Source organism: Ancylobacter amanitiformis (genome assembly GCF_030814815.1).
Classification (GTDB): Bacteria; Pseudomonadota; Alphaproteobacteria; order Rhizobiales; family Xanthobacteraceae; genus Ancylobacter; species Ancylobacter amanitiformis.
Window position 1 is genome coordinate 54,837 of sequence record NZ_JAUSVR010000015.1, and the last position, 12,469, is coordinate 67,305.

Here is a 12,469-nt window from a genome sequence, read left to right on the forward strand (position 1 = left end):
AGGGCGTGCGGCCGCTTTGGTGTCCCGCGCGCCCGCTCTCGCCACGACCCGGATCCTGCAATGGCCCTGAACGACATTTTGGCGGTTCCCGCGGTCTTCCCGGCCCTGCGGGTCGGCAGCAAGAAGCAGGCGCTGCAGGAACTGGCCGCCCGTGCCGCCGAACTGCTGCACCGGGACGAGCGGGAAATCTTCGAAACGCTGAACCAGCGCGAGCGGCTCGGCTCCACCGGCGTGGGCAACGGCATCGCCATTCCCCATGGCAAGCTCGCCAAGATGGACCGTCTGTTCGGCCTGTTCGCGCGGCTGGAGAAGCCGATCGATTTCGAGGCGCTGGACGGCGAGCCGGTTGATCTCGTCTTCCTGCTGCTCGCGCCCGAGGCGGCGGGGGCGGATCATCTCAAGGCGCTGGCGCGGGTGGCGCGGCTGCTGCGCGACCCGGAAGTCGCGAGGAAGCTGCGTGCCTCCCGCGACGCCGCCACGATCCATGCGATTCTCACCGGCGCGCCGGCTTCGGACGCGGCCTGAGCGGCGCGGGGCGGGGCGGCGCGGGGCAGGACGGGGCAACGGCGAATCGGTCGATGCGTCGGTGCTGGTCCGCACGGGTGGCTACCATCCGGCGGCGCGTGCCCTATCTCCTGCCCATGTGTCGTCTGATGCGTCATGGACGATGCCGCCTTGGGCGTTTTCAGGCGAATGGGATACCGGCTCGCGTGAAAAGCTCCGGTGGAGTTGAATATCCGGAGCATTCGCCGTGAGCCGGGCTGCACCGAAAATGCTCTGGACGAGGAGACTTCCCCATGGCTGAGACCGTCCTTTCCGGCAATCCGGCGCTATCGCCCGAACTGTGCCGCGCCGCGCGGGCGCTGCTCGGCTGGGCCGGCGATGAACTCGCCGAGCGCGCCCGCGTCGGCGTGGAGTGGCTCCGCAGCTTCGAGGAGGGCCGCGAGCTCAGCGATGGCGCAAGGGAGGGCGCCGTCGAGGGGGCGAGCGAGCGCGAGCGCCTGCGGCGGACGCTCGAAGCTGCCGGCATCGATTTTCTCGCGCCGGGCGAGCCGAGCAGCGGCGGCGGGCCCGGCCTGCGCATCAAGCAGGCGGGCGGCTATATCCCCGCCGAGCGGCTGAGTTCCGCCAACGACGTGTGAGTCCGCGGGCGGATGGCGCCCTTCCCGTGGGGGGGCGGCCACCGTTTATGGGTTTCGGCGTCCGCACGCGCCGCGGCTCGCCCCTCTCCGGTTGGGGAGCGGGCGGCCGGGCGCGGCCCTGGCGTGAGGGCTACGGCGTGATGGCCACCTTGAGCACGCCGTCGCGCTGGTGCGCGAACAGGTCATAGGCCGCTTCGATGTCGTCCAGCTTGAAGCGGTGGGTCACCAGCGGCTTGAGGTCGACGCGGCCGGAGGCGATGACGTCGATCAGCCGGCGCATGCGCTCCTTGCCGCCTGGGCAGAGCGTGGTGACGATCTTGTTGTCGCCGAGGCCGGCCGAGAAGGCACCGAGCGGAATCCGCAGGTCGGTGGAATAGACGCCGAGCGAGGACAGCGTGCCGCCCGGGCGCAGCACCTTGAGCGCTGATTCGAAGGTATTCTGCGTGCCGAGCGCCTCGATGGCGACATCGACGCCGCGCCCGTCGGTCAGCGCCAGGATCTGCTCGACCACGTCGCCCTGTTTGAAATCGACCACATGGCTGGCGCCGAGCCGGGCGGCGATGGCGAGGCGCTCGGGCACCGTGTCGACGCCGATGATGCGCGTCGCCCCCTTCAGCTTCGCGCCGGCCACCGCGCACAGGCCGATCGGGCCCAGCGCGAACACTGCCACCGTGTCGCCGATCTGCACCGCGCCGCTCTCCGCGCCGGAAAAGCCGGTGGACATGATGTCCGGGCACATCAGTACTTCTTCGTCGCTCAGTTCGTCCGGCACCGGGGCGAGATTGGCCAGGGCATCGGGCACCAGCACATATTCGGCCTGCGCGCCGTCTATGGTGTTACCGAACTTCCAGCCGCCCATGGCCTTGAAACCGTGCTTGGTGCCCGGCCCGTCCTGCGAGCCGCAGCCGCACAGGCAGGCATAGGAATGCCCGCTCGGCGTGATGGCACCGGCGATGACGCGCTGGCCCTCGCGATATCCCGTGACCTGCGAGCCGAGCTTGGCGATCACGCCGACCGGCTCATGGCCGATGGTGAGGCCCCGGGCGACGGGGTACTCGCCCTTGAGGATGTGCACGTCCGTGCCGCAGATCGTGGTGGTGGTGATTTTCACCAATGCGTCGAGCGGCCCCACATCGGGGATCGGCTTCTCGTCGAGAACGATGCGTCCGTTCTCGACGAAGATGGCGGCTTTCATCTTGGGCATGACAGGCTCCGGGTTGACGAGCCGTCAGAATAGGCCACGCCGTGGAAGCCGCCATGACGCCGGTCAATCGCCGGCTCAGCGTATGCCAGCCGGCGGGTCTCAGGCGGCAGACCTCAGGCGGCGGGTCTCAGGCGGCGGGGCCCATGCCGCGCTCCGCCATGAGCCGCACCACGGCGGCGCGCAGTTCGGCGATGCCGCTGCCCTCCCGGCTGGAGGTGGGGAAGACGGTGGGGAAGGCGGCCGGGCGGCGGGCGAGGCCGGCCTGCGTCTCCGCGATGCGCTGCTCCAGCTCGCCGCCTCTGAGCTGGTCGGCCTTGGTCAGCACGATGGCATAGGAAACGGCGGCCTTGTCCAGCCCGTCGAGAATCTCGATGTCCACCGGCTTGAGGCCGTGGCGGGCATCGATCAGCACGAAGACGCGGGCGAGATTGGCGCGGCCACGCAGATAGGCGCGGACGGTGGCGGTCCAGGCGTCGACCTTTTCCTTGGGCGCCTTGGCAAAGCCGTAGCCCGGCATGTCGACCAGGGTCAGGTCCGGGCCGACACCGAAGAAGATCAGTTCCTGCGTGCGCCCCGGCGTCACCGAGGTGCGCGCCAGCGCCTTGCGGCCGGTGAGCGCGTTGACAAGGCTGGACTTGCCCACATTGGAGCGGCCGGCCAGCGCAATCTCGATGCCCCGCATGGCGGGAAGGGTCGGGATGGTGGGCGCGGCGGAAATGAACTGCCATTCGCCCGCGAACAGCTTGCGGCCGGCCTCGGTCAGCGCCGCGTCCTCCGGCGGGGCCGGTGCGGAAGCCTGGGCCGAAGCCTGGGCCGAATCCTGACGCGTGGCATCGGCCGGGGCGTGGGCGGGAAGGTCTTTGTCGGGAGTGCTCATGTAGCGCTTATCGACCGGCCGGCGGCGTTCCGCAAGCCGGGCGGTGCCGGGCGGGCGGAGGGCAGGCTTGAAAGACGAGCGGCGCGAACCGCTCCAGAGCCGTTCGCGCCGCCTGATGGATGAACCGGCCGGGTCACGCCGGGCGGGTGGTGAGGGGCGCTTCAGCCGGCCTTGGGCTTCTTCTTGCGGATGAACGTGTCCCGAAGATTGTCCCAGAGTTCGACCTTCACGCCGTTGCGACGCATGATGATCGACTGCTGGATCACCGAGAGAGTGTTGTTCCACGCCCAGTAGATGACCAGGCCCGATGCGAAGGACGACAGCATGAAGGTGAAGATCAGCGGCATCCAGTCGAAGATCATCTTCTGCGTCGGGTCCGGCGGGGCCGGGTTCAGCTTCATCTGCGCCCACATGGTGCAGCCCATGATGATCGGCCACACGCCGAGCATCAGGAAGTGGCCGATCACCGGCACCTGGCCGGGATCCCACGGAATGATGCCGAAGAGGTTGAAAATGGTGGTCGGGTCGGGCGCCGAAAGGTCGCGGATCCAGCCGAAGAACGGCGCGTGCCGCATTTCGATGGTGACGAACAGCACCTTGTAGAGCGCGAAGAAGACCGGGATCTGGATCAGGATAGGAAGGCAACCGGCGATCGGGTTGATCTTCTCCTTCTTGTAGATCTCCATCATCTCCTGCTGCAGCTTCACGCGATCGTCGCCGAAGCGTTCCTTGAGCGCGGCGATTTCCGGCTGCACCGCCTTCATCTTCGCCATCGAGGCATAGCTCTTGTTGGCGAGCGGGAAGAAAATGCCCTTGAGCAGAACGGTGACGATCAGGATGGCGACGCCGAAATTGCCGACCCAGTGGTAGATCCAGTCGATCACCAGGAACAGCGGCTTGGTGATGAAATAGAACCAGCCCCAGTCGATCAGCAGGTCGAAGCGGTCGATATTGTAGCTGGCCTGGTAGCCATCGACGAGTTGCACCACCTTGGCGCCCGCAAACAGGCGGCCCTCGGTCGTGGCCTTCGCACCGGCGTCGACGGTGACGGCATCGCCGAGGAAATCGGTCTGATAGGTGATGTCGTTGCCGGTCTGCGCGGCGGAGAAGCGCGCCTGAACCTTCTCCTTCGAGTCGGGGATGACGGTCGCCGCCCAGTACTTGTCGGTGATGCCGAGCCAGCCGCCGACCGACGGGAAGGTGACGCTCTTCTTCTCCGCGATGTCGTGGTACTTGATTTCGTGCAGCCCGCCCTCCGAGGTCACGCCGATCAGGCCCTCGTGCAGGATGTAGTAGCCGAGCGTGTGCGGCGTGCCGTGGCGCGAGACGAGCGCGTAGGGGTGCAGCGCCACTGGCGCGCCGGTCGTGTTCTCCACCTCGTCGGCGACGTGGAACATGTAGTTCTCGTCGATCGTCAGGGTGCGGCGGAAGAGAAGGCCCGCGCCATTGTCCCAGGTCAGCACCAGCGGCGCCTGCGGCGTCAGCCGGGCGCCCTCCGGGGCGGTCCACAGGGTGTCGCCGTCCGGCACCTTCACGCTGGCACCCGCGCCGGGCACCCAGCCGAATTCGGCATAGAACGGGCTGGGCGCGCCCGAGGGCGAAAGCAGCACGATGATCGGGCTGTCGGGCTGCACGGTCTCGCGATAATTCTTGAGCGAGAGGTCGTCGAGCCGTCCGCCCTTGAGCGCCACCGAGCCGATGACGCGCGGCGTGTCGACGATGACGCGCGGCGAGCGGGCGAGGGCTTCCTCGCGGGTCGCCGGCTTTGCGGCGATGGCGCCGGGGGCGGGAGCGGTGGTGCCGGGAGCGGGCTCGACGCCCGGCTGCGGCGCGGTGGAACCCTGACCGGATGGCTGCGCCGTCTGCTGCTGGCGCTGCTGTTCCATTTGCGGGATGCCGGAGAAGTACTGCCAGGCGATCAGCACGGCCATCGAAAGCACGATGGCGACGATCATGTTGCGGTTTTCGGACGTCATGGCAGCTTCTCTCCGTCGGCGCGGGCCACAGGCTGCGCCGCGCTGTCGCGTGCAGGCCTGGGCGGACGTCGGCTTCCCGAATGAAGGCGGGCGATGCCCCGCTCGATGTCGTTGATGAGATCGGCAAAGGGGACGCCGAGCGCGGCGCGCCGGGCGACGATTACATAATCGAAGCCGGACTTGCCCGCGCGTGGCAGGGCATCCCGCACGGCGGCGCGCAGGCGTCGGCGGATGCGATTCCGCTCGACGGCATTGCCGTGCTTCTTTGTGACGGTAAGCCCGATGCGCGGGCAGTGTTCATCCGCGCGTGCGCGGCCCTGCAGCAGCAGGGCGCCCGAATTGGCGCGCAGCCCGGAGGCTGCGGCCACAAAGTCCTTGCGCTTGACGATCCGGTCCATGGCGGGGCGCCGATCCTCAGGCAGCAGGGCGGCGCGCCCCAGCCATATGGGGCCGAAGAACGGAATCAGGCGGACAGGCGCTTGCGGCCATGGGCCCGCCGGGCATTGAGGATCTTGCGGCCGTTGCGGGTCGCCATGCGCGCACGGAAGCCGTGCCGCCGGGCGCGCACGAGCTTGCTCGGTTGATAAGTGCGCTTCACGGGTCTATCTCCGCTAGTTCGAAAACGCTGCCTCGATCGGAATGCTTCCCACATCCGGCGGACCACGATGCAGATCGCGACGTCCAGCGCACATGCGGGAGGCAACCCGACCGCGAGGGCAGCCGTGGTTGGAGCGGGCTTATAGGAGGCGCGCCGGGCGAAGTCAACGTGTGTGCGCCAACTTGTCCGGTCAATTGGATGGCGGGCCGTTGGCGGCGGCCGGCCATCCCCGCGACATGAACCGTGCGCGAGCCGCGCGATCCCGCGGCTGCCCTCTGGCGTTTGGCCGCGCGCGCCATACATCACGTGAACGCGAGCGCGTCGGGATTGGGTGCGGGCGATCGTGCGGTTTCGTCGCGGGCCCGCCGCAATTTTCGGGTCGCGTAGGGGAAGCGCGGAAAGCGCGAGCAAGGGGCACGATGGACGAGCGGCTGGAAGGCACAGGCGGCATGGCCGGGTTGCCGGGCGAGAGGCAAGCGCCCGCGTCGGCCGGCGATGGCGCGCGCGCCCTGCCGGCGGGGAGCGAGGGGGTCGCCCGTGATTCTGCCGCCCGCGATGCCGCCATGGGGGCCGCCACCGGGACACCGGCCGCGGCGCGTCATCTCGGCCTGTCCGGCAAGCTGCTGGTGTTCACCCTCGCCTTCGTGCTGCTGGCGGAAGTGCTCATCATCGTGCCGGCGGTCGCCGCCTTCCGCATCAACTGGCTGTCCGACCGGCTGTCCGGCGCGCGCACCGCGGCCCTCGTGCTCGACGCCGCGCCCGAGGGCATGATCTCGCCCGAACTGACGCGCGAACTGCTCGGCAGCGTGGGTGCCATCACGGTGGCGCTGAAGCGCGACAATACACGGCGCCTGCTGGTCTCCACCGAGATGCCGCCGGAGGTCGACGCCCATACCGACCTGCGCGATATCGCTCCCTGGCAGGCGGTGTCGCAGGCCTTCGATACGCTCATCGCCCATGACGGGCGGATTCTGCGCGTGGTCGGCACCCCGCCGCGCGGCGGCGGCTTCGTCGAAATCGTGCTCAGGGAAACGCCGCTGCGCAAGGCGATGCTGCGCTTCACCGGCAATATCCTGCTGGTCTCGCTGGTGATCGCCGCGCTGACCGGGGCGCTGGTCTATCTCGGGCTCGCCTGGATGTTCGTGCGGCCGATGCGCCGCCTGACGCTGCGCATGGTGGCCTTCCGCGAGAACCCGGCGGGGCCGGCGGCGGCGGTGGAGCCGCAGACCCGCATGGACGAGATCGGCCTCGCCGAGCGCGAATTCGTCGCCATGCAGCGGCAGATCGGCGAGACGCTGCAGCAGAAGAATCATCTCGCCGCGCTCGGCCTCGCCGTGTCGAAGATCAACCACGACCTGCGCAACCTGCTCGCCTCGGTGCAGCTCATTTCCGACCGCCTGGCCGACATACGCGACCCCGCGGTGCAGCGCTTCGCCCCCAAGCTGGAGGCCGCGCTCGACCGTGCCATCGCCTATTGCGAGCAGACGCTGGCCTATGGCCGCGCGCAGGAGCCCCCGCCCGAGCAGCGCATGGTGGCGCTCGCCCCGCTGGTGAACGAGGTGCGCGATACGCTCGGCCTCGGCGAGGAGGGCGCCGTCATCGGCTGGGTGGCCTCGATCGAGCGCGGCATGAAGGTCGATGCCGATCCCGACCAGCTGTTCCGGGTGCTGCTCAATCTCTGCCGCAACGCCATGGAGGCGCTGTCCGCCCGCGCGCCCAACGACGCGGCCCGCGACCAGATCCGCATCACCGGCCGACGCGAGGGCGCCATCGCCATCATCGAGGTGGCCGATACCGGTCCCGGCGTGCCAGAGCGCTCCCGCGAGCATCTGTTCGAGCCGTTCCAGAGCTCGGCGCGGCGCGGGGGTACCGGGCTCGGCCTGCCCATCGCCGCCGAACTGGTGCGGGCCCATGGCGGCGATATCCGCCTGGTGCCCGGCACGATCGGCGCGACCTTCCAGCTGCGCCTGCCGGATCGGCCGGTGGACCTTGGCGCCCGCCGCGCGGCCCGCTCGCATGGGTGAGCCGCGCCGCGCCGCTTTGTCGGGCTGCACCGCCTGGCCTCGCCTGCTCCTCGCCGCGGCGCTGGCGCTGCCCGCGCTTGGCCTGCCGGGGCTACCCGGCGTCGCCCAGACGACCCGTCAACCCGCCGATCAACCCGTCGTCGTGACGATCGCCGGCACCGGCATCCTGGTGGACGGCAAGCCCTTCGCGGTGCGCGGCGCGGCGGGCGAGGGCCCGCTGGACGAACTTGCCGCGCTCGGAGCGACCACGCTGCGCCTCTATGGCGGGGATCCCGGCCCCATGCTCGACGCGGCGCAGAAGGCCGGGCTCAAGGTGATTGCCGGTCTGTGGGTGGGACAGCCGCGCCAGGGCGCCGATTATGGGGACGCGGCCTTCGCGGCGCGCCAGCTCGCCGATCTGGAGACCATCGTCGAAAAATACCGCCGCCATCCCGCGCTGCTGATGTGGGGCATCGGCAACGAGGTGGAGGTCGACCTCGCCGATGATTCGGCCATATGGCCGGTGATCGAGCAAGTGGCGGCCATGGTGCGGCGGGTCGACCCCGACCACCCCACCCTCGCCGTGCTGGCCGAGACCGGCACCGACAAGGTGCGAAAGCTCATCGCCCGCGCGCCGAGCCTTGAGGTGCTGGGGCTCAATTCCTATGGCGATGCGCTCTATTCCGTCACGGCCCGCGCCCGCGAGCAGGGCTGGCGCGGGCCGATCATCGTTACCGAGCTTGGCGCGCTCGGCCAGTGGCAGGCGGCGCACGCGCCATGGGGCGCGCCCTTCGAGCCCAGTTCGACGCAGAAGGCGATCCAGCTGCGCCGCTATCTCAAGGCGCTGGGCGACACCGGAGCGATCGTCTTCCTGTGGGGGCAGAAGCAGGAAGTGACGCCGGGCTGGCACAGCCTGCTGCTGCCCGGGGGTGAGTGGACCGAAGGCGCGGAGGCGATGGCGGAGGCCTGGGGCGGACGCGTGCCGGGCGGCAACCACGCCCCGCGCATCGTCTCCCTGCGCGTGGCGAGCGATCCCAGCGCGCCCTTCGCCAGCTGGCCGGCGGGCGGGGAGGGGGCTTTCGCGCTGGAAGCGCTCGACCCCGACGGCGACCCGATCGAGGTGCGCTGGAGCGTGATGGCCGAGAGCGCCTCGCGCGGCATTGGCGGCGACGCGGAGGCAGTGCCGCCCGCCTTTCCCGCCGCGGTGCGCCTTGCCGGGCCAACCGGCGCGCGAATCGCCGGACTGCCACCCGGCCGCTATCGCGTCTTCGTCGAGATCCTGGACGCCCGCGGCGCGGCGGCAACCGCCAACATGCCGTTCGAGGTGCGTTGACGCCGGCCGGCCGGTGATCGCGGGCGCGGTTTTGCGGGCGCGATCGTTCACGCAGGGTGGCACAGCTGCAAACGTTGCGGCGGATCGGTTTTGGGCCGTGCACACCCCGCCCGGCGGCAGGAGGACAGGCACTCGAAAGCCGGTGTCGTCCGCCCCCGCAAAGAGCGGGCGGCGGACGACGGTAACCGGGCCCGTCGGCATCTTTGCCTGTGGACAGCGCAACAAGTCGTCGGCACGTCTTGCAATGTTCGATGAATCGGGGTAGCTCACGGGCCCTCGCCGCTGCACAACAGCAGCGAGACGTGCTTCCCGCTCCAACGGGAAGCCGGGCGCCCGTAGCTCAGCTGGATAGAGCACCAGACTACGAATCTGGGGGTCAGGAGTTCGAATCTCTTCGGGCGCGCCATCACTTAACATCGGTCTGCACCTCGCGGTTTGCAGTCCGTTTTGCAAATTCCGTTTCCAAGACGTTCTCCAGCTTGGCTATGGCGTTGTCCGCCATGGTGCTCGTGCGGGCGAGATATCTGTCGAGAATCTCTTGGGCTCGGCGCAGCGAGTGACCGGTCACGGCGACGATTTCGCCGAGGTTGCAACCGGCTTGAAAGAGCATGGTAACCGTCGTTCCTCGCAGGTCGTGAAAGTGAAGGTCGTCAATGCCGGCGGCCTTGCACGTCGCCTCCCACTGCTCGGCGAAGTAACGCTTCTTGAAGGCGCGCCCGGTTTTCGTGGTGAGGATCAGGGTTGAGCGCTTCGTGAGGCCGTCCAGCGTGTCCTTGAGCGCTTTGGTGCATCGAATCGTGACAAGCCTGCCTTCGCGCCCTGCCCGTCGTGATTTTCCCTGTCGAAGCGTGATGCGCACGCCATCATAGTTGCCCCATGCGAGGCTCAACAGATCGCCCTGGCGTTGGCCGGTGTGGAGCGCTAGCACCAGCCCGAGCTGCATCTCCGGCGTCGCCACGGCCATGAAGGCCTCGACATGCTCGGGGAGCCAGATCTTATCAGACCGATCGCCCTGATAGGCGCGGTCGAATCCATCGAGCACATTGACATCAAGGGGGCCGTCCTTCGCCGCCCATGAAAGAATGCGGGCAAGGATCGTGACGCGGTTGTCGGCCTCTCTCGGCTTCTCGGCCGAGAACATGTCGTGCCACTTGAGTACGTCGCGCCGAAACGCTTTGTCTTCCAGTGCCGCGTAGGGGCAACTCCCATACTTGGCATCCCAGAAGGCGAACACACGTCGATACTCGCCCTTGGTGCTCTCGGCGAGCCGGCGCCACTTCGCGGTCTCCTCGAAGTCCCGGATGAGCCCGGAAAGCGTGCCGCTGGCACGGGTGCGCATGCTGCTCTCGGCTGCCGCAATCGAGGCAATGAACGCGGGAGAGCCGGGTTCACCCTCGATGCGCTTTCCGCTCGCCCGATGGTAGTAGTAAGTGGCAATCTTTCCCGTCGCCAGCTTCCGACGAATTGTGTTGATGCCTTTGAGCCTAGCTCGCATTGCCCGCCTTCCATTTTTCGAAGGGAGACAGTTCTGTGGTCAGCGGAGCGGTTTCCACGTCCTCGCCCACGATTTCAAGCCGGCCGTCAGGATGGCTGATGAGCCGGGCCCGCGCATATCCCGCCGCGCGCGCGGCCTTGAATAGGCGCGTCGCGTCCGACTGAGGAATGAGCGCGGGCCTCCTGGCCATATCCTCGCCCTCCCTTAGACCGTAACGCCGTTGAGGCGGACGCGGCCGGTGGCGGAGGGGTTGGCGGCGGCGGCGAGGGCGGTGCCGATCAGGCTGTTGCCGCTGGCGGTCGTGGTGGCGAGGCCGTTGGCGCTATCCCAGTAGATCTTGGCGCCAACCGTCCACGCCTGCGCGGAGGTCTTGGGGAGGTCGAACACGCCGCGCATGGCGATCTCCAGCGCCGCGCCTTCGGCACCCCACACGCCGCGCGCAACGCCTGATCGTCGCGTACCTTGATGTCGGCGACCACGATGCCGAGCACGTTCTCCTCGAACCAGTCGCACGTCACCAGGCGCTCGCCATAATGCTTGTTGTCGACGTAGAGGAGGATTTGCCCCTTCTTGCCCCCGAGCACGCTGGATGCCCGGGAGAGCTTCCAACTGCCGAAGTCGTCACAGACGAGATAGATGCCTTCGCCCTGATAGCGCGTCACGGGCTGCACCAGCACATAGTCCCAGCCGCCGCGCAGGGTCGGTTGCATCGAATCGCCCGGCACCATTTCCAGCCGCAGGCGGGTCGATCGCAGAACGTCGGCGGTCACACTCACTCCGAAAAGGTCCCGGCTCATGTCCGTTGTCTCCATCGATCGATTGTGAAGGGGGCCGGCTGTCAGAACAGCCGGTCTTCCCAGCCGCGGCGCCAGCTCATGACGTGCACAGGCCCGTGGGTCTGCGCCGTGCGGCCGCGATTGTCGTAATAGCCAGTCATCAGCGGCCGGCGGTCGCCGTCGGCATCGACGCGGAAATAGATGCCTTCCGCCGTCTCGTGAAAGTGGCACGTCAGGTCGTTGACGGTGGCTATGTCGAAGGTTACTCGGCCGGCAATGCCATAGGCGCCGGCGGTGCTGCGCAGGCGCTTCAGGCGCGGGATGATGACGCCGAGCGCCTCCTCGCGCTTGCGGCTGCACGCCAGTGTCGGTGCCGGGATGAGGTTGACGACGTTGCCCATGCGAGCCTCCTCAGAACAGCCGGTCTTCCCAGCCGCGGCGCCAGGTGATGATGTGGACGGGGCCATGCGCCCGCGCCGTGTGCCCCCTGCAGTCGTAGTAGCCGGCAATCAGCGGCTTGCCGTGCCCGCCACGCTCGATGCGGAAAAAGGTGCCTTCCGGCTTGTCGGTGAAGCTGAGGTGCAGCTCGTGCAGCTGGATCCGGTCCTCGATCTGCGTCGCGAAGGTGCCATCGCTCTGCCGCGCCATGCCATGCACATGGTGCTCGCGCGAAAGGCTGCGCAGGTGCCGCAGGCGCGGGATGATAATATCGAGCGCGATCTTGCGATCGCCGCTGAGGGCGGCAAGCATATCCGGCGTGGCCGTCGGCGCCGTGCCGCCCGGCCGGCCCATTTCGATCGTGACGTACTGGTCGTCGCCGACATGCACCCATGCCTCGCCCTTCGCGTCGGTCACCGATTCGAGATAGGCGAGCCATTCTTCCTTGCTGCAGCCGAGGTGCTCGTGAGCGTCGCGAGGCGACACCATCACGCCTCGGCTCATCCCCTCGCAGAGGGACATGAACAGGGTCTGAAACGTCGTGGTCTGGAAATAGGCGAACGGATCGGACGGCAAAGTGGGGCCGTTCCCCGCCGAGGCGTGGCTCATGGTGGTCTCTCCTGTGAT

13 protein-coding genes and 1 tRNA gene are annotated in these 12,469 nt (G+C 68.3%); 5 read left to right on the plus strand and 9 right to left on the minus strand.

Translation table 11 applies throughout. From position 1 onward, the window contains the following. Positions 1-60: 60 nt before the first annotated feature. Both ptsN and QOZ99_RS17925 read left to right on the plus strand, forming a co-directional pair. Positions 61-525, plus strand: a complete 465-nt coding sequence (gene ptsN, locus QOZ99_RS17920) for a PTS IIA-like nitrogen regulatory protein PtsN (RefSeq protein WP_183191438.1) — start codon at positions 61-63, stop codon at positions 523-525. A gap of 272 nt (positions 526-797) precedes the next feature. After that, the gene (locus tag QOZ99_RS17925) at positions 798-1,142 is read left to right on the plus strand and encodes an XRE family transcriptional regulator (protein WP_306891370.1); all 345 of its coding nucleotides are present in this window, start codon (positions 798-800) and stop codon (positions 1,140-1,142) included. 130 nt (positions 1,143-1,272) lie between these two features. On the opposite strand, the gene QOZ99_RS17930 is transcribed toward QOZ99_RS17925, so the two are convergent. From QOZ99_RS17930 to rpmH, 5 genes are all read right to left on the minus strand, one after another. Further along, positions 1,273-2,346: an NAD(P)-dependent alcohol dehydrogenase gene (locus QOZ99_RS17930; protein ID WP_306891371.1), complete on the minus strand. Its 1,074-nt coding sequence runs from the start codon at positions 2,344-2,346 to the stop codon at positions 1,273-1,275. A gap of 127 nt (positions 2,347-2,473) precedes the next feature. Beyond that, entirely contained in the window at positions 2,474-3,223 is a 750-nt protein-coding gene (gene yihA, locus QOZ99_RS17935) for a ribosome biogenesis GTP-binding protein YihA/YsxC (protein ID WP_306891372.1), read from the minus strand. Positions 3,224-3,384: 161 nt separating this feature from the next. Further along, positions 3,385-5,199, minus strand: a complete 1,815-nt coding sequence (yidC, locus tag QOZ99_RS17940) for a membrane protein insertase YidC (RefSeq protein WP_306891373.1) — start codon at positions 5,197-5,199, stop codon at positions 3,385-3,387. Then, a complete protein-coding gene (rnpA, locus tag QOZ99_RS17945) occupies positions 5,196-5,597 on the minus strand; it encodes a ribonuclease P protein component (RefSeq protein ID WP_183191443.1) in 402 nt (133 codons plus the stop codon). The genes yidC and rnpA overlap by 4 nt, the downstream gene beginning before the upstream one ends. Before the next feature lie 65 nt (positions 5,598-5,662). Then, on the minus strand, positions 5,663-5,797 hold the full coding sequence (gene rpmH, locus QOZ99_RS17950) for a 50S ribosomal protein L34 (protein WP_183191444.1): 135 nt from the start codon (positions 5,795-5,797) through the stop codon (positions 5,663-5,665). A gap of 563 nt (positions 5,798-6,360) precedes the next feature. Between rpmH and QOZ99_RS17955 the strand changes: the two genes are divergently transcribed. The 3 genes from QOZ99_RS17955 (at position 6,361) to QOZ99_RS17965 (ending at position 9,539) form a co-directional block, all read left to right on the plus strand. Then, on the plus strand, positions 6,361-7,821 hold the full coding sequence (locus QOZ99_RS17955) for a sensor histidine kinase (protein WP_306891402.1): 1,461 nt from the start codon (positions 6,361-6,363) through the stop codon (positions 7,819-7,821). Beyond that, on the plus strand, positions 7,814-9,133 hold the full coding sequence (locus tag QOZ99_RS17960) for a glycoside hydrolase 5 family protein (RefSeq protein ID WP_306891374.1): 1,320 nt from the start codon (positions 7,814-7,816) through the stop codon (positions 9,131-9,133). The genes QOZ99_RS17955 and QOZ99_RS17960 overlap by 8 nt, the downstream gene beginning before the upstream one ends. 329 nt (positions 9,134-9,462) lie before the next feature. Further along, positions 9,463-9,539, plus strand: a tRNA-Arg gene (locus QOZ99_RS17965). On the opposite strand, the gene QOZ99_RS17970 is transcribed toward QOZ99_RS17965, so the two are convergent. The 4 genes from QOZ99_RS17970 to QOZ99_RS17985 all read right to left on the minus strand — a co-directional run bounded on the left by QOZ99_RS17970 (position 9,540) and on the right by QOZ99_RS17985 (position 12,451). Next, positions 9,540-10,628 (minus strand): tyrosine-type recombinase/integrase, encoded by a 1,089-nt coding sequence (locus QOZ99_RS17970; RefSeq protein WP_306891375.1) that lies wholly within the window; start codon positions 10,626-10,628, stop codon positions 9,540-9,542. A 204-nt stretch (positions 10,629-10,832) separates the two neighbouring features. Further along, positions 10,833-11,060: a DUF2190 family protein gene (locus QOZ99_RS17975; protein ID WP_306891376.1), complete on the minus strand. Its 228-nt coding sequence runs from the start codon at positions 11,058-11,060 to the stop codon at positions 10,833-10,835. Between the two features lie 406 nt (positions 11,061-11,466). Further along, complete coding sequence (locus QOZ99_RS17980; RefSeq protein WP_306891377.1) at positions 11,467-11,805, minus strand: hypothetical protein; 339 nt, start codon at positions 11,803-11,805, stop codon at positions 11,467-11,469. Positions 11,806-11,815: 10 nt separating this feature from the next. After that, on the minus strand, positions 11,816-12,451 hold the full coding sequence (locus QOZ99_RS17985; RefSeq protein ID WP_306891379.1) for a hypothetical protein: 636 nt from the start codon (positions 12,449-12,451) through the stop codon (positions 11,816-11,818). Between the last annotated feature and the right edge of the window lie 18 nt (positions 12,452-12,469).